Origin of the sequence: Bifidobacterium adolescentis ATCC 15703, assembly GCF_000010425.1 — a bacterium.
Lineage (GTDB): Bacteria > Actinomycetota > Actinomycetes > Actinomycetales > Bifidobacteriaceae > Bifidobacterium > Bifidobacterium adolescentis.
Window position 1 is genome coordinate 1,247,518 of record NC_008618.1, and the last position, 17,653, is coordinate 1,265,170.

General features: G+C 59.0%; 9 protein-coding genes and 2 pseudogenes. 3 read left to right on the top strand and 8 right to left on the bottom strand.

Annotated elements, in window-relative coordinates:
- Positions 1–96: 96 nt before the first annotated feature.
- The 5 genes from BAD_RS05380 to BAD_RS05400 form a co-directional block, all read right to left on the bottom strand.
- A complete protein-coding gene (locus BAD_RS05380; RefSeq protein ID WP_167524181.1) occupies positions 97–4,941 on the bottom strand; it encodes a DEAD/DEAH box helicase in 4,845 nt (1,614 codons plus the stop codon).
- A gap of 126 nt (positions 4,942–5,067) precedes the next feature.
- Positions 5,068–6,300: an MFS transporter gene (locus BAD_RS05385; RefSeq protein ID WP_011743370.1), complete on the bottom strand. Its 1,233-nt coding sequence runs from the start codon at positions 6,298–6,300 to the stop codon at positions 5,068–5,070.
- A 193-nt stretch (positions 6,301–6,493) separates the two neighbouring features.
- Entirely contained in the window at positions 6,494–8,818 is a 2,325-nt protein-coding gene (locus BAD_RS05390) for a DNA gyrase/topoisomerase IV subunit B (RefSeq protein WP_003810563.1), read from the bottom strand.
- 94 nt (positions 8,819–8,912) lie between these two features.
- Positions 8,913–10,352 carry an RNA polymerase sigma factor gene (locus tag BAD_RS05395; RefSeq protein ID WP_011743371.1) on the bottom strand — a complete coding sequence of 480 codons (1,440 nt, stop codon included), beginning with the start codon at positions 10,350–10,352 and terminating at the stop codon, positions 8,913–8,915.
- Between the two features lie 121 nt (positions 10,353–10,473).
- The gene (locus tag BAD_RS05400) at positions 10,474–11,118 is read right to left on the bottom strand and encodes a DUF4192 family protein (protein ID WP_011743372.1); all 645 of its coding nucleotides are present in this window, start codon (positions 11,116–11,118) and stop codon (positions 10,474–10,476) included.
- A gap of 209 nt (positions 11,119–11,327) precedes the next feature.
- Between BAD_RS05400 and BAD_RS05405 the strand changes: the two genes are divergently transcribed.
- Together BAD_RS05405 and BAD_RS05410 are read left to right on the top strand one after the other, a co-directional pair.
- A complete protein-coding gene (locus tag BAD_RS05405) occupies positions 11,328–12,416 on the top strand; it encodes a polyprenyl synthetase family protein (protein WP_003810570.1) in 1,089 nt (362 codons plus the stop codon).
- 122 nt (positions 12,417–12,538) lie between these two features.
- Positions 12,539–14,710 carry a Stk1 family PASTA domain-containing Ser/Thr kinase gene (locus BAD_RS05410; protein WP_003810572.1) on the top strand — a complete coding sequence of 724 codons (2,172 nt, stop codon included), beginning with the start codon at positions 12,539–12,541 and terminating at the stop codon, positions 14,708–14,710.
- 98 nt (positions 14,711–14,808) lie between these two features.
- Here the strand turns inward: BAD_RS05410 and BAD_RS05415 are convergent, their stop codons facing one another.
- Positions 14,809–15,537 carry a lysophospholipid acyltransferase family protein gene (locus BAD_RS05415; protein ID WP_011743374.1) on the bottom strand — a complete coding sequence of 243 codons (729 nt, stop codon included), beginning with the start codon at positions 15,535–15,537 and terminating at the stop codon, positions 14,809–14,811.
- Positions 15,538–15,587: 50 nt separating this feature from the next.
- On the opposite strand from BAD_RS05415, the gene BAD_RS05420 reads away from it, so the two are divergent.
- On the top strand, positions 15,588–16,154 hold the full coding sequence (locus BAD_RS05420) for a hypothetical protein (RefSeq protein WP_011743375.1): 567 nt from the start codon (positions 15,588–15,590) through the stop codon (positions 16,152–16,154).
- A 101-nt stretch (positions 16,155–16,255) separates the two neighbouring features.
- Here BAD_RS05420 and BAD_RS08860 read toward each other — a convergent pair.
- Positions 16,256–17,100, bottom strand: a pseudogene (locus BAD_RS08860) (IS3 family transposase).
- Positions 17,061–17,613, bottom strand: a pseudogene (locus BAD_RS09190) (transposase). Before BAD_RS09190 ends, BAD_RS08860 begins: the two co-directional pseudogenes overlap by 40 nt.
- Positions 17,614–17,653 lie beyond the last annotated feature (40 nt).

Genomic DNA, 17,653 nt, shown 5'->3' on the forward strand with positions numbered 1-17,653 from the left:
GGACTGGTTCTTCTTCCGGTTCAGGGCCTTCCCGTTTTGCGCACTTGGGCCGCCAGGTTGAATGAGCAGGCTGGGTGAAAGTGCCTCCGGCTTGGTTCAGCCATATAGCTTCATGCCTTGTGGGCTGTCCACGAACCCGGCAGCATGCAGCAAACGTCTGTATTCGTTGCGTTCCTTCAATGATTCACCGTTCATTTCGGCGAAGCTGACGCTGCCCTTGGACTGATGCTGCAATGCATAGGCAAGTTCCGTACATGCCGGCTGCAATATTCGCTCGTCATCGGTGAAGCTGACGATTCTGTGGCTTTTCGGCACGGCGAACAGCACCGGCATGCCGTGGTCGAGCACGATGACCGATTCCGCTCTGCACGCCGGTTTCATATGGTGTTGTTCGGGCCATGTGATCGCGGAGCCTGTCAGGTTGGCCGGGTCGGTCACGTCGAGCGCCACGCAGGATTGGCTGCGCGCCTCGTCGTCGCCGCGCAAGGCGTCCACTGTGTCACGTCCGGCGAATTGGGCCGCTCCGAATCCTTTGACGAACATGCCTCTGACCAGATTGCCGTGTTCTTCCATACGTTTGAGTACCGGGTATAGTCCGGAGAATCCGCCTGCGACCTGCTCCTTGTCGATTAGCGGAGCGGCGATCACGCCATATCGGTCGAGCAGCGATTCGATCAATGCGATGTCGTATTCCTCGATGCCGGCTGTTGGTTTGCCGGCGGTATCGTCCGTTTGATCCGGTATCGCCATTGGACTGGTCCGGGACGAGTCGACCGCGGACCATAATCCACCGAGCGTCGCCGGTGTCGAGGCGTGGATCCGTACGCGTCTGCGTGCGGCAGTGCGTGGCGCGCGCACTGAAACCGTGCCTTGAGTCAAGGCCCGAACGGGAGCGAATGAACTGTTCGTCACTTTGCCTTGCCATACCAAGGACCACAAGGCTTCCTCGAACTGGCTTTCGCCCCATGCGGGAAGGATGATTTCCCCTGTTTCAGGATTCACGTTGACTTCCGCATGTTCCTGCCAGATGGCTTTGGCGGCTGTGGAAAGCTGCCGCGCATGGAAGGCTCCCCCATTCGATAATACGGCAAGTATCGTCTCCGGCACGGTCATGGTTCCGGCACTATAGGCATTGTTCTGCGATTGTTCGCCGGGTTTCGTCAGCAGCCGTGAATCAGCTGGATGGAATGCGATGCCGCCGGCTTCCTTGGCGTTGGAACCATTGATTTTGGAGCCGACCCATACCACGTCTCCGGATGCGAGCAATTCGTCCAACATACTCGGTTGGTAGTCGCGAACGCGTGCGGGGAAGACCGAGGATTCCCAAACGGAGGCGTTGAGGTATATGCCTTCAAGCTGTTCGATCACACGCATCAGCCCGTCGACGCTTTCATATCGGGCGCCACCCACAGGTCCGACACCTTGTCTGTCCAACAGGAACGCCTGATAGACGGCCGGTTCCACCGGCTTGATGGCTTTGCGTGCCTTGGCAAGCGAAAGCGCGCGGATACGCCGAAACACGTCTTTGTGGAGCCATTGCTGGGGCGTTTGCCGAGGTGACCGTTCCGATGCTGAATCATCGGAACCATTGGCGTCCGCTCCGGCCGCATCATCGACGAAATGGCCTTTCAGCAGTTCGCCTTTGGCATGTAATTCATCCAACATGCGTACGCCTTGGACAGCGTCCAATCCCAGTTCGGCGATCATCTGATCCGCGGTGAATGGGCCATGCGTTTTGACATATCGCGCCACACGGCCGGCAATGTCGGTCTCGTCCAAATCGTTCCAGAACGTCCGTCCGGCAAGCTCCTTCCCAACCTGCGCGATGACGTCGGCATCCAACAGCGAAGCCATGTCCGTGGCTCCCAGAAGACGTTCCAGCACTTCCGGGTCCATGGACAGCAGTTGCGTGCTGCGTTCGGCTTGCGGCACGTCGTATTGGTACATGACCGCGCCCACGTATCCGAACAGCATGTTTTCCGCGAACGGCGACGGCGTTTCCGTGACGGTCTCGCTCAAAGAGATGACGCCGGAGCGTAATCCGGACATCACATGTTTCAGCGCGGGCAGATCGTACACGTCCTGTAGGCATTCGCGTGCGGTTTCCAACAGCAACGGGAAGTTCTTCCGAGTTCGGGCGGCGTTGAGCAGTTGCGCCGCGCGCAGCCGCTGCTGCCATAAGGGGACGCGTCTGCCGGGGTTGGCGCGTGGCAGGAACAGCGATCGCGCCGCGCATTCTCGGAATCGTGCGGCATACAGCACGCTTTCGCCGACTTGCGTTTCGATGATGCGTTGCAGCTCTTCCGTGTCGAACAGCAGCAGCTCGCGGATCGGCAGGTTGCCGTCGCCGTCCGGGAGGCGGATGATGATGCCGTCGTCGGCCGCGTATACCTGCCCATCGAACCCGTATCGTTGTTTGATACGTGTGGTGATGGCCATGGCCCATGGTTCGTGCACGCGTCTGCCGTATGGCGAGTGGACGATCACACGCCAATCGCCTTCTTCATCCTGGCAGCGTTCGACGACCAGCTCACGGTCGTTGGGAATCGTTCCCGTGGCGGCGCGCTGTTCGGCAAGCAGGTCGGCAAGATTGCCGATGGCGTTGTCGTCCAATCCGTCACGACGTAGACGTGCGATTGTTGTCGTGTCGAATCGGCTGGTCTTGTCTCCTGCGATGCCGTCCGAGACTTCCGCGCGTAGTCCTTGCGCCATATCGCGTATGAATCGGCCTTGGGACCGTCCGAATGCCGCGTCCCGCCCGTCGCCTTCGCCATGCCAGAACGGCAGTCGGGCGGTACGCCCTGGAGCAGGAACCACCACCACACGGTCCCGGGTGATTTCCTGGATCTGCCAGGTCGATGTGCCGAGGGTGATGACGTCTCCAACCCGGGATTCGTACACCATTTCCTCATCCAGCTCCCCCACTTTGCGTGGGCCCGGTCCGGAGCCTTCTTCGGGAAGCACCACGGTGTAGGTTCCTCGGTCGGGTATGGTGCCTCCGCTGGTCACGGCCAGTCGTTGAGCGCCAGGGCGCGCGGAGATGAGACCCGCCTCTTCGTTGTATTGCAATGGAGGTCGGAAGGCGGAGAAATCCTCGCCGTTGTAGGCACCGGTCATCATGCCCATCACAGCATCGAACATGGTTCTGTCGAGATCTTCGAATGGCGCGGCCTTGCGCACGGTCACGTACCAGTCGTCTGGTTTCAGATCATCCATCGCCGCGGCGGCGACGGTTTGCTGGGCAAGCACGTCCAAGGGGGTGCATGGAATGGTCAGTGTTTCGATGTCTCCGGAGCGCATGCATTCGATGCTTGCGGCCGTGCCGATGATTTGCTCTCGTGTAATCGGGTAGAACAGTGCATGCGAGACTCCCCCGACCTTGTGGTCGGCGCGCCCCACCCGCTGCAATCCCGAGGACACGGACAATGGCGGTGCGATCTGGATGACCAGATCCACTGAACCCATGTCGATGCCGAGTTCAAGGCTCGATGTGGCGACCACGCAACGCAATTGGCCGCGTTTGAGCTGCTCTTCGATCTGTTTGCGCCGGTCTTTGGAAACGGAACCATGATGCGCCATGGCGATCGCGTCGGCGTCCGCATGCGAGGAGACCAGCATGGTGGTGGATCCGACCACGGAATCGTAGTGTTTGGCGAAGCCTTCACGGCCTTCCGGGGAGCCCAGATCCGGATACGGCTGGGTGGAATCACTGGCTGTGGACTCCGGCTGGGATGCGTTGTCCGACACACTCAAGTCCGTTCGGCCAAGCCTACGGTCGGACAGCGCATCCCGCCCTGCGTCCGCTTTGACGGCGGTTTCAGACCCAGTTTTCCGGGATGTGCACAATTGCGCATACAGGTCGTTGAGCCGTGCGGTGAGTTTTTCCGCAAGGCCACGGGAGTTGACGAACACGAGGGTGGTGTGGTGTTTCAGCACTTCGTCAAGCACGCTGCGTTCGATGGCCGGCCATACCGAACCTCCGGTTGAAACCCGTGAGGTATGTTCGTCTCCCCCGACCGAAGTCAGTCCTTTACGTTCCGCCAATGCTTCCATGGCAGGACTCACCCCGGAAATATGCGTGGTATGGCGGTTCGGAAGTTTCACGGCGCCTGCCCTCCGCCCTGCGTCGTCGGAGACGGGATCGCGCATGGCCGAAAGCGGTTCCACCACTTTCAGATCCATGTCGGGGTGCGATTCGGGTCTGATGACGCGTACCGGCCGTATGCCGCCAAGGAAACGTGCGGCTTCGGCCGGCGGTTCCACAGTGGCGGAAAGCCCGATGCGTTGGACAGACCGGCCGGCAAGGCTTTCCAATCGTTCCAAGCTCAGCGCCAGGTGCGCGCCACGTTTGGAGCCCGCGATGGCGTGCACTTCATCCACGATAACGGTATCAACGGCGGAAAGTATCCGTCGCGCCTTGGAGGTGAGCAGCAGGAACAGCGATTCTGGCGTGGTTACGAGGATATCCGGCGGATGGCTGACGATTCTGCGCCGTTCCTGCGGCGTGGTGTCGCCGCTTCGTATGCCCACGCTGACTTTCGGCGATGGCAATCCCATCGCCTCGCACTGTCCGGCGATGCCGGCCAATGGCGCTTGGAGGTTCTTGGCCACATCCACGCCCAGAGCCTTCAATGGCGAAATATACAGGACCTTGACGCCGCGGACGGGTTTGCGTTTCTTGGCATTGCAATCGGATTCAGCCGTGCCGTCCCCACCGCCGGACGTCCGCAATAAGTCATCGCCCTCCTTCGTCATCAGACGGTCGATTGCGGAAAGGAAGGCGCACAATGTCTTGCCGAAGCCGGTGGGCGCCACCACCAATACGTTCTCGCCGGAACGGATGGCCGGCCATGCCAAACGTTGCGCCTCCGTCGGAGCATTGAACGCATGCTTGAACCAGGCCTTGGTAGGCTCCGAGAACAAGTCCATGCATTCGTACATACGTTCGATTATGGCATCGCCTTCAGACATCATCCACAACCGGCGGAAAGCTCGTCATCCACCGTCGTCGGCTCATTCGAGCACACCGCCCGGCTGACACATTCGAGCGTCTCACATATGGCGTCGTCAGGCGGCCGCACGGTCGCCGCACTTGCGGCGCAAAGTCTCATGCATGGCGACCATCAGCGCCAGGAACACCACCAGATAGAACGGGAACAGGTTGACCGAAACATGTTGCGCGATCAGCCCGAACAGCGGCGGCATGCACATCGATCCCACATAGGCGCAAGCCATCTGCATGCCGACGATGGCCTGCGATTTGTCCTCGCCGAAATAAGCAGGAGTGGAATGGATGACGCACGGATAGATCGGCGCGCAGCCCAAACCGATGACCATTAGTCCCGCGATGGTGCCGATATTGTGCGGCAACGGCAGGAGCATGATGACGATGCCGGTCAGCACCAACGCCTGGCCAAGACGAATCATGGCCGGATCGTTCAGTTTCATGGTCAGGAAACCGCTGGCGAGACGTCCGACGGTGATGCCGATGCAAAACAGGCTTCCCCACATGGCCGCCGTGGTCTTGTCGATGCCCTTGCCAAGCGCCATATAGCTGCTGGCCCACAACATGGCGGTCGATTCGAGCGCGGAATAGCAGAAGAACATCACGAGGATCTCGCGGGCGCCACGGATGGCGAGCACACCGCGAATACCAAGCGGCTTGCGCCGGTCAGCTGTTTCCCCTTCCGATTGCTCGGACTGCGCGGATTGCACGGAAGAGGTTTCACTCGTCCGCTGCGGTTCGACGGTCTTACGCGCCTTCCACAACGGCAGGCTCAGCACCAGCACCGCGGTGAGCACGACCTGCAGAATGGAGATGGTCCGGTAGCCCCACGCCCAGCCATGGCCGGCACCCAATGCGCTTGCCATGATGTACGGGCCAAGCAGAGTGCCCAAGCCCCACATGGCGTGCAGCCAGCTCATGTGACGGCTTTCGTAGTGGATTGCCACATAGTTGTTGAGCGCCGCATCGACGCCGCCCGCGCCCAAGCCGTACGGAATGGCGAAGAGCAGCAGCATCCAGTAATTCGGCGAGATGGAGAAGCCGAACAATGCGAACGCCGTTAACGCAACGGACACTGCCGTGACCTTGCCTGCACCGAACCGCAAGGTCATGCGGTCTGATAGCAGCGCGGACACGATGGTGCCGGCGGAAATCGTCATGGAAATGCCACCCGCCCAGGAAATCGGCGCATGCAGGTCGCCGCTCATCGTCGGCCATGCGGCGCCGAGCACCGCGTCCGGCAGACCCAGACTGATGAAGGCGATGTAAATCACGGCGAGCAGCAGATTGGCCACAGTCAGCTCCTTGTATGTTTTATGTTTGCGGCAATAAAATCACGAAAATACTCCGCTATTTTATCCAAAGTTACCTACCAAACGGTATTTTGTATCTTGCACTATCGACCGACGTTTTTGCATTATCGTGCATACACGAAAAGCGGGTCTCCGCCGTAACGCAAGACCCGCCAATCGCAATCGCCATGCAATATCAGGTGTCGATCTTGGAACGGTCGAAATCGTCGGCGTTCTCCACGATGAACGCCTTGCGCGGCGGCACGTCATCACCCATGAGCAGGCTGAAGATGTGGCTGGCCTGTTCGGCGTCCTCCATGCGGATACGGCGCAGCATGCGGGTGCGCGGATCCATGGTGGTATCGGCCAGCTGGTCGGCGTCCATCTCACCCAAACCCTTGTAACGCTGGATGTCCTCGTTGTAGCCGATGTGCTTTTTATCAAGCTCGGCGAGTTTGCCTGCCAACTCATCATCGGAATACGTGTAGATGTACTCGCCCTTATGCGTACCCGTCAACGCGATACGATGCAGCGGCGGCACGGCGGCATACACATGACCGTATTCGATAAGCGGCCGCATGTACCGGTAGAACAGCGTCAGCAGCAGGATGCGGATGTGCGCGCCGTCGACATCGGCATCGGTCATCATGATGATCTTGTTGTATCGGGCCTGTTCGATGTCGAAGCTTGCGCCGGATCCTGCGCCGACCACCTGGATGATGGCTGCGCATTCCTTGTTGGACAGCATCTGCGCGAGCGATGCCTTCTGCACGTTGAGTATTTTGCCTCGAATCGGCAGCAACGCTTGGAAACCGGAATTACGGGCGGCCTTGGCTGTGCCCAATGCGGAATCACCCTCGACGATGAACAGTTCGGCCACATCGTCATTGCCGGGCTGGCAGTCGGACAGTTTCGGCGGCATGGACGCGGATTCAAGCGCGTTCTTACGGCGTGTGACTTCCTTGGTCTTGCGCGCCTGCACGCGGGCATGCATTTCGCCGACGATTTTCTCCAGCACGCGGCCGGACTGTTCCTTGTAACCGCGTTTGGAGCCGGTAATCATCTCACCGAACTGCTTATCGGTCATTCTGGAGACGATCGGCTTGACTTGCGCGGTGCCGAGCACGTCCTTGGTCTGGCCTTGGAACTGCGGTTCGGCGATGCGGACGGTGACGACGGCCACCAGACCGGCGAGAATGTCGTCACGTTCCACCTTCATATGGGAATCCTTGAGATTCACCTTGAGTTTGCGCGCGTTGTCCTCGATGGCCTTGCGCACCTGCTTGGTGATGCCTTGGAGGAAGCCGTCCACGTGCATGCCGCCGCCGGGCGTCTCCACCACGTTGACGAAGCTGCGCATGGTGGTGTCGTAGCCGTTGGTCCATCGCATGGCGATATCGACTGCGCAATCACGCGTCACCTTCTGCGCATGCAGTTCACCATCGTCTCCGACCGCCTGCGTTTCTTCAACATACGTGTCCTCGCCGGCGATGCGCCAAATATCGGAGACCGCTTCGCCTTTGGACAGGAAGTCGACGAAATCCTTCACGCCTCCGGTATGGCAGAATTCTTCGACGCGCGCATGCGGATATTTCGGCTGCACGGGTTGGGAAACGGTTTCCTGCGATTGCGTGGCAGCATCGTTTTCTTGCGATTCGGCTGATTCATCAGCTTCGGCTGAATCCTCCTGCAGTATGTCGGCAGAGGTTCCGATATCATCCGTTTCAGCGGACGTGTTCTCTTCCGTCACCTGTTCGATGACATTGTCATCGACTTCCAGCATTTCGTCAATGGACTCGTCGCCGGTTTCGGGAATGTTCTCGTCGATGACGGTGATTTTCAGCCCTGGCACCAGGAAACTGGTCTGCCGTACACGGTCGATGAGCTGGTCATAGCTGAATTCAGCGGTGTCGTTGAAAATCTCCGGATCCGCCCAATAGCGGATGCGGGTACCCGTGGTCTTCGGACTGACTTTGCCGATGATCTCAAGTTCGGTGGGACGATTCTTGCGCGTCTTCTTGAATGGCGAATCGGGAGACGGGTGTTCCGGATCAACGTCGGAATACACTCCGGGGTGGCCCTGATGGAAAGCCATGTGGTGGGTTTTGCCGTCACGATCCACTTCCACGTCGAGACGGGAGCTCAATGCGTTCACAACGGATGAGCCGACACCATGCAGACCGCCGGAAGCGCCATACGAGGAATTGCCGAATTTGGCGCCGGCATGCAGCTTGGTCAGCACCACTTCCACGCCGGTGAGCTTGGTTTTCGGCTCCACGTCCACCGGAATGCCTCGGCCATTGTCCGCCACTTCAACGGAACCATCGTCATGCAAGGTCACGATGATGTGGTTGCAGGCTCCCGCAAGAGCCTCATCGACGGCATTGTCGATGATCTCCCACAGGCAGTGCATCAGGCCCTGGCTGTCGGTCGTGCCGATGTACATGCCCGGACGTTTGCGCACCGCATCCAAGCCTTCGAGCACGGTAAGACTCTCAGCACCGTAATTATCCTTAGCCATGTTCCCTTTCAATTGTCGCCTTACAAGACATGAAGTCGAGAAACCCTGCGTTCATGCCGGTTTCTCGACTTCATTTACTCGCGTCTGATTACTATCACTGGTCCAGGAAGTCGCGCAGCGTCTGCGAACGGGACGGATGGCGCAGCTTGGACATGGTCTTCGATTCGATTTGGCGGATACGTTCGCGCGTCACGCCATACACACGTCCGATATCATCCAGCGTCTTCGGCTGGCCGTCCTCCAAACCGTAGCGCATCTTGATGACGCCAGCTTCACGCGGAGACAGCGTTTCAAGCACCTGCTTGAACTGCTCCTGCAACAGCGAGAAGGCGACGGCATCGGACGGTGCGATGGCGTCGGTGTCTTCGATCAGATCACCGAACTCGGAATCGCCATCCTCGCCCAGCGGCGTGTGCAGGGAAATCGGCTCACGCCCGTACTTCTGCACTTCCTGCACCTTCTCGACCGGCATGTCGAGCTCGCGGGCTAGTTCGTCCGGCGTAGGTTCGCGGCCGAGGTCCTGAAGCATCTGGCGCTGCACGCGGGACAGCTTGTTGATGACTTCCACCATATGCACAGGCACACGAATGGTGCGGGCCTGATCAGCCATGGCACGGGTGATGGCCTGGCGAATCCACCATGTGGCGTACGTGGAGAACTTGAAGCCCTTCTTCCAGTCGAACTTCTCTACGGCACGAATCAGACCAAGATTGCCTTCCTGAATCAAATCGAGGAACAGCATGCCACGGCCCGTATAGCGCTTGGCAAGAGAGACCACGAGTCGAAGGTTGGCTTCCAGCAGATGGTCCTTGGCGCGCTTGCCGTCGTTCGCGGCCCACTTCAGTTCACGCCGGCGCTTGAAATCCATCTTGTCGGATTCCGTGTCCAGCAGATGTTGGGCGTACAGACCGGCCTCGATGCGTTCGGACAGGTCGACTTCCTGTTCGGCGTTCAGCAGGTTCACTCGGCCTATCTGCTTCAGGTAATCCTTGACCGGATCTGCGGTGGCGCCGGCTGCGATCACACGACGCTTCGGATTGCCGGACGGCGTCAGATTGTCGTCGTCATCATCGTCACGCACCACGAAAGCGCCTTTTTCCTTGGGCTCTTCCGGCTTTTTGCGCTTGTCTTCGTCATCGTCTTCCAGTTCGGAATCGTCATCCTCGTCGATATTGTCCTCGTCGAGGTCGTCATCCTCCCCTTCGTCGTCCACGTCATCAAGGTCATCGTCGAAATCATCAAGATCGGCATCCTCGACGGGATCGTCTTCAGGAGCGTCCTGCTCGATCAGGTTCTCTTCTTCTTCTTCCGCTTTCTTGCTTTTCTTGGCGGCGGAGGTCTTCTTCGCGGCCGTCTTGCGCGACGTCTTCGTAGCGGTCTTTGAGGACTCGCTCTTCTTGGCAGCAGGCTTGCGCGTGGAGGCCTTTTTTCCGGAGGTGGTCTTTTCGGTCAGATCAGTCTGTTCCGTATTTACCGTCGTTTCCTTGGTGGCCAAACTTATCCTCCTATTGATCCCGCCGGAAGCGTATACCATATGGACCCACTTCTGGCAAGGGCAAATCGTCAACTATGTGAGTTAACCATCTTGCGAGGACGATTATTCCCGCGTGTTGAGCTCACCATGCGCAAGTACCGCTTCCTTTCGGCGTGTTGCTCTATGTCTCTTCGGCCCATGCCGGTCCGATATGACGATGCGCCGCGGAGCAGATGATCGCCGCGAGCGAACAATTCTCATCCAACGCGAGCGCACGCATCGCGCACAGCATGGCGCGCTCATCGCCCATCCACCACAGCACATAACTGATGATGGCCAATGGCTGCACATGATACCGTTCGGGGACCATCCCGATGATGTCGAACATCATGTTGACGCCGTTGTCGCAACGTTTCGTGTCGGGTTTTCTTGATGCGTCACGGAACGATCCGTTGAGGGATTCCTCCAGATGACGCGTGTTGCCGGGAAGTGTCGGATTGGCCATGAATCCCATGAGAAAGTCACGTGACGAACGTCGTTCATCCACGATGATGGAGACCAGCAGCGCGTCACGCACCGCCATGGTCTGCTGCATGGCGATGGCAAGTGCTCCCGCACCGTTTCTGGACAGTCTGCATTCTGGCGATGAATCGTCACCTCCCGACGATTCATCGGCCAGCTCATCCATCCATTCCGAGAATGGCTCCTGCAGGAAATCGCGTATGCTCTCCGCCATGCCCAGCGATTTGCAATCCTCCACCAATTGGTCTTCAAGCCGTTCCATCTCGGCTTCGCATATCGGCATGGGCTCGTCGATCGTCTTCATGTCTCGTCCTCCTTGGCGTATCGGAGCGGTCGCTTGATGCAGGCCGCTTTGTTGGAACTATGCATCATCCGGCAATGCAATGAGGCGTTTCGGCACCCCTGTGGTCGGAGAACGTGAAGCTCGGCGTGTCACGAAACGTCCGGCACCGTCTCACCCGCTGCAATCATTATGTTTTCCTCTTGTCGAATGTGTGTGGATAACCTTGACCCATGACTAGCTCTTCCGATTTGGAACAGATTGAAACGCGCACGCTCTCGCTGGTAAGGGATTTTTCGTTCCTGCATGCGGACGATCCGGTGGCGAATTCCTGCAAAGCCGTCGCTGATGCGGTGGCGCAGCAGGCGGTCACGTCAAGTGAGGGCGGCAAACGTCTGCGGGCGTTGCTGACGTTGGATGCGTTCCGTGCGTTCGCGCCGCAGGATGTGGCGGAACGTGATATGGATGCGGTGTTGGATCTGGCATGCGCGATCGAAGTGTTTCAGACCGGCGCGTTGGTGCATGACGACATCATCGACGATTCCGATCTGCGCCGTGGCAAGCCGTCCGCTCATCGTGCGCTTGCCACGGATACCCATAGTGATGCCATCGGCCATGGTTTGGGCATCATGTTGGGTGATATGCTGGCCACCGCGAGCGTGGATATCGCCAATAAAGCGGCTTGCCGGCTTGGCTCCGGGTCTTCCGTGGTGTCGGCCTTCCTGAATATGCACCGTGAAGTGGAAATCGGCCAAGTACTCGATTTGGCCGTGGAACTCAATACGTTAGACGATCCTGAAGAGCTGGCGTCGGCCTCTTTGAATGTCTTCCGTTGGAAGACCGCCAGTTATACCACTATCGCACCTTTGGAATTCGGTATGCTTGCCGCCGGCCTCGCCCCTGCGGACGCGCGCAGGCTCGCACTGGCGATTGGATTGCCTCTTGGTTTGGCGTTCCAGCTCGCGGATGATCTTCTGGACGTCATCGGGTCGAGCCGCAATACCGGCAAACCGGTGGGCGGTGATATCCGTGAAGGCAAACGCACGGTGTTGCTGGCCGATGCGATTGAGGCTGCCGGCGATGTCGAACGACGTGAACTCATCGACATGTGGGAAGCCGAATCACGTGACGAGGCACATGTTAGGCGTGCCATCGCATTGTTCGAGTCCACTGGTGCCATCGCACGTTCCAAGGAACGGATCGCCGGTCTGTGGCTCGAGTCGAAGGCCGCCATCGAGACGCTTGAACTATCGCAGGATCGCAAAGACATGCTTACCGAGGCATGCGCACGTTTCGTACCGATTGTGCGGGAACAGGGCTGATGCCGCCGCACTGTGAAAGACCCGTGTTCATCGCATCTTCCGCAAACCATTCCTTGTAGACTACAAGTGAACACATCTTTGTCGCGAAACGTTTTTTGAAGAAGGAATCGTACCGATTAGCCATGAGTGAAGCCCAGCATGCCCCCGAAGGCCAGGTCATCGAAGGCCGGTACCGAGTCGTCAGCAGAATCGCCGATGGCGGCATGGCCACGGTGTATCAAGCTGTTGACGAGCGTCTGGGACGCACCGTCGCCATTAAGATCATGCACACGCAGCTGGCACAGGGCCCACAACGCGACCAGTTCGTGGAACGTTTCCATCGCGAGGCCCGTTCCGCAGCAGCAATAGCCAATCCCCATATCGTGCAGGTGTATGACACCGGTGAGTTCGATGGACTGGATTTTCTTGTCATGGAGTACGTGCATGGCGTGAACCTGCGGTACGAAATGAACCAGCAAGTCACGTTCAGCGTTCGTGAGACGCTACGCATAGTCGGTGAGACGTTGGACGGCTTGGCTTCGGCGCATCGCGCAGGCGTGGTGCACCGCGATATCAAACCGGAGAATATTCTGCTCAATGACCGAGGACATGTGCAGATCACCGATTTCGGCCTGGCCAAGGCGGTGTCGCAGGCCACGCTGTCCTCCACCGGCATGCTGCTGGGCACGGCCGCCTATCTGGCGCCAGAAATGATTCAGCACAATCAGGCAACGCCGCAGGGAGACCTGTATTCCGTAGGCATCATGGCTTGGGAGATGCTGGCCGGCAAGGTGCCGTTCACCGCGGACAATCCGGTGACGCTGGTGTTCAAGCACGTGCATGAGGATGTGCCGGATATCACGACCGCTTGTCCGGGCATCAATGCAGGCGTGGCCGCATTCCTCGCCCGTCTTACGGCGCGCGCGGTCGAGGACCGTCCCCAGGATGCGTCCGTGGCATTCGACGAATTGCAGCAGTTGCAATCGAACCTCACCATCGACGACTGGCAATACCGTCTGTCAGCCGTTTCCCCGGCCGCAAACGATGCCGCCGACACCATGCCCGGCGATGGCACCCGGCAGATGCCGCTACCGCCCGCTCCCCCAGCACCGCCTGTGCGTCAGAACGACGATCGTACACGACAGTTCAATCCGGAAAACCCGAACAAAACCACCGTCATGCCGGCGCAGCAGGCAGATCCGGAGGCAACCACCCGCTTGGCTTTGGAAAAGAACGACGTCCCCGCCAACAACGTTCCAGCTTCCCCCTCGAACGGTCCGGTCAGTGGTGGACAGCCGAAACGCAGTGGCAAGCGTGCACCTGTCATCATCGCCGTCGTAGCAGCCATCGTGCTTGCCTGCGCAGGCGGTGGAGGCTATGCCTGGTGGTATTTCCGAGGACCGGGCAGCTACTGGACCATGCCTCAGCCGGCAGATCTCACATGTTCCGATTCGGAGCCCTGCCGTATTTCCAACATCAAATGGAACGCCTATGAGGAACTGCTGAAATTCTCCAACATCGAGTACGAAGAGACCGAGGCGTTCAGTGATTCCGTCAAGGCTGGCAATGTCATCTCCACCGACCCGGAGAATGTCGGTTCGCATGTGAGCAAACGTCATCATCAGAAGGTCAAGGTGGTAGTGTCCAAGGGTATTAAGCAGGGCACTGTTCCCACAGACATTCTCGATGCCACCAGTGCGAACGGCAAGGATCCGATCAACGCGTTGAAGCGTGCCGGCTTCGACAACATCGAACAGACTCCGGCCAATGATGACGCATATTCCATGGACGTACCTCAGGGCGCGTTGCTTGATTTAAGCGTGGATCCCGGCGCGACTCTGCCCCATAACGCGAAGATTACCGTCACGCTGTCCCAAGGACCGAAACCGGTTACCATGCCGGACGTCGTGGGCAAATCGAAGGATGAGGCGCAGCAGACGCTTGATGCGCTCAAGCTCACCGTCAACTGGACCGAGCAATTCGATGACAAGATTCCGCAAGGACAGGTGATTTCCGCTTCCGCGAAGACCGGAGACGAGTTGCACTGGGGCGATAGCGTCAATGCGGTGGTGTCGAAGGGACCGGAAACCGTAACGCTGCCGAATTATGTCGGACAGAAAGCCGCCGCTGCCAAAGCCGCATTGGAGAAGCTGGGATTCAGTGTGAAGATCAGCTCGCAACTGACACTTGACTCCAGTCAAGACAAGAAGGTCGCTTCGCAGGATCCGGTAGGAGGCACCGAGGTGCGACTGCGTCAGGAGGATGGCACGCCGAATACCGTCACCTTGAAAATGTATTCGTCGCTGTTCGACTGATTATCCTGATTACAAAATAGAAATCAGGGGTGTCTGTTCCGAAAACATTCTTCGGAACAGACACCCCTGATTGGTTTGGAATGAACCTCGCTGAAAACTTATGCCTTCTTGGCAGCGGATTCGGCTTGTGCCTGCGCTTCGGCCTCCTGCTGGGCTTTGAGCTCGGCCTTGACCTTCTGCGCGTATTCGTCGACGTATTCCTGTCCGCTCATCTTCTGGATCTCACGGGCCACGCGGTCGGTAAGCGAACGCAAATCATCGTGGGTAATCTGGTCGGCGGATTTCTTCTCGACTTCAATCGGCTTGCCGTAAATCACCTTGGACTTGCCTTTGTTCGGAATGACCTGTCCTGGCTTCTGCAGTTCACGCGAACCGATGATGGCGGCCGGAATAATGGGGCAACCGGTTTCGAATGCCAGACGCGCCGCGCCGGTGTGTCCTTTGTAAAGACGTCCATCGGGGCTGCGAGTACCTTCGATGTGAATGCCGAACAGATGTCCGTCCTCGATGATCTCACGGGCGTGGTTCAGTGCGCCAAGTGATTTGGAACCGCCGGAACGGTCCACGGGGAACACGCCGACTGACGTGAACCACCATTTCTTGAATTTGCCTTTGATGCCTTTGCCTTCGAAATATTCGGCCTTGCCCATGAAATGAATCATGCGCGGGCAGGTCAACGGCAGCAACGCATCGTCGATGACGGCAAGATGGTTGGCTGCGATGATGGCGCCACCTTCGTGCGGAATGTTCTCAAGTCCTTGCGCGGTCGGTCCCAAACGGTGGATGGCGATTGGTCCCAAGCCTTTTACGAAAAACCAATAGAGCATTCTTCACGATCCTCCCGGCGGATTGGCCTCCGCCCGATTAGAGTATAAGTATGACTGACCTCAACAATAGCAATGACGATGAAGAACGCCCAAATGACGCGTCGCATGGTGGCGGCTCTCCAATGGACGACTTGGATGCGGCTTGGGCCGAGTTTGCGGATTCGCATGCTGACGATTTGAAGGCCGTGGAACGTTCGCGTAGTGCGAAACGTTTCGAGAAGCATGCGCAACGTCGGGAAAAAGAGGCTTTGCTGTCCATCGATGACTTGGATCAGGGCACGTTCACCAATGATGCGCCGGCGAATGGTCGTGGGCCGCGCGATTTCACTGGTTCGAGCTGGCTTGACACGGATCGGGTCATGGACCGTTACGGTGACGACTTCGTGCCGCCGAATCCTGAAATCGGCCATGTGAAACTGTCAAAACTGGTGTTCTGGATATTGCTGGTGGCCGGCGTCATCGGCATTATCGCTTCCGTGTTCGTTCCGGCGTTGGCTTCGATTCTTGGTTCGATTTTCGGTTTGTGTGCGCTGGTCGGCGCCGCTGGCCTCATCGTGCAGCATAAAGGGCATCGTGAAACGCGTACCGACGAATTCGATGATGGAGCACGCGTCTGACGATTCTTTGGCGACAAACTGAATACATCCATCTATGTGAAGGCCCCGGCGGTTATTGAACTGCGCCCCGTTTGTTGGACGTTGTTAATTGGGATACAGGGTCAGACCGCGAGGGACATGCTCCGGAACTCCTCCGGGGTGCGTCCCTCGAGTCGTATCTGGCGTCGTCTGGTGTTCCAATGGATGATGTAGGCGTCCAGCTCGCGTTTGAACTGTTCGTACGAGTCGAACACACGGCCGCGGTAGAACTCGTCCTTCAAGTGGCCGAAGACCTGCTCGGCCGCCGCGTTGTCCAGGCAGTTGCCCTTGCGGCTCATGGACCGGCGGATGCCGAGGCGTTCGAGCTCCTTCCTCCACCATTGGTGCTGGTACTGCCATCCCATGTCCGAGTGCAGGATCGGCTCCGCGCCGGCGGGCAGGCGCTCCGCGAGCATGGCGGGCAGACGCTTCTGCTGACCGAGGTCCGGACTGCGGCTCACGTCCCAGGCCACGATCTCCTTGCTGGCCATGTCGTACACGGGAGCGAGGTACGCCTTGGATCCGGCGACCTTGAACTCGGTGACGTCGGTGCCGAGCCTGGAGAACGGACGGGCCGCGTCGAAGTCGCGTTCGGGCAGGTTATGCACGCGGTCGCCCGTCTCGCCCCTGTACGAGCTGTAGCGTATCCACGGGTTCCTGGAGCGGATGGCGCATCTCAGCCCATACGGCGCATGACCCTGAGCACGGTCTTGGCGGATATGCGCGTGCCGAACTCGTGGACCAGGCACATGCGCACCTGCCGGTGGCCGCACCCGTTCGGGGTGCGCTCCCATATCTCCCGTACCATCGGCTCCACGTCCGGCCTGGACACGTGTGCCGGGCGCGACAGGTGGTGGTAGTACGTGGATTTCGGCAGCCCGGCTATCCTCAGGAGGTGGTCGAGCCGGTGTCCCCGCCCTGCGAGCAGTCGGACGACGGCGCTTCGCTCGCGCCGCGTGACTTGGACGCCCGCAGGGCCCGGAGTTTTTCCAGGTACGCGACCTTCGCCTTCAGGTACGCGACCTGTTCGGCGAGCTCCTGCTCGCGCGTCGGTTCGGGCTTCGGTTTGGATTTCGCGCCTTTCGGCCTGCCCTTGGGTTTCGGCCTGAGCGCCTCCGGACCGGTAGTCGCGGCACCAGCGCTCCAGGGACGCGATGCTCGCGATCCCGTGCCTGGCCATGGCCTCCGTCTTGGTCAGACCGTTCTCGACGTGGTCGCGCGACGCGGCGACCTTCGTCTCCCAGTCGTAGCGTCTGCTGCCGCCGCCTCCCATGACCGCCTCCTCGCCGTTGGACCTGTACAGCCCGATCCAGTTTCTCGCGATATACACCGGTATGGCAAGCCTTCTGGCGAGCGTGTCCTTGCCGGCTCCGGACTTGATGAGCTCCAGCGCCTCGCGCCGGAACCCGTCGTCGTAACGTCTCCTTCGATCCTCACGCATACGAAAGAACCGCACCTCCGATCATCGAATCTGAATTTCT

Excerpts from the sequence above, each read along its gene's own strand:
- BAD_RS05380 (WP_167524181.1), bottom strand. The coding sequence starts at position 4,941 with ATGTACGAATGCATGGACTTGTTCTCGGAGCCTACCAAGGCCTGGTTC.
- BAD_RS05390 (WP_003810563.1), bottom strand. The coding sequence starts at position 8,818 with ATGGCTAAGGATAATTACGGTGCTGAGAGTCTTACCGTGCTCGAAGGC.
- BAD_RS05395 (WP_011743371.1), bottom strand. The coding sequence starts at position 10,352 with ATGGTATACGCTTCCGGCGGGATCAATAGGAGGATAAGTTTGGCCACC.
- BAD_RS05400 (WP_011743372.1), bottom strand. The coding sequence starts at position 11,118 with ATGAAGACGATCGACGAGCCCATGCCGATATGCGAAGCCGAGATGGAA.
- BAD_RS05405 (WP_003810570.1), top strand. The coding sequence starts at position 11,328 with ATGACTAGCTCTTCCGATTTGGAACAGATTGAAACGCGCACGCTCTCG.
- BAD_RS05410 (WP_003810572.1), top strand. The coding sequence starts at position 12,539 with ATGAGTGAAGCCCAGCATGCCCCCGAAGGCCAGGTCATCGAAGGCCGG.
- BAD_RS05415 (WP_011743374.1), bottom strand. The coding sequence starts at position 15,537 with ATGCTCTATTGGTTTTTCGTAAAAGGCTTGGGACCAATCGCCATCCAC.
- BAD_RS05420 (WP_011743375.1), top strand. The coding sequence starts at position 15,588 with ATGACTGACCTCAACAATAGCAATGACGATGAAGAACGCCCAAATGAC.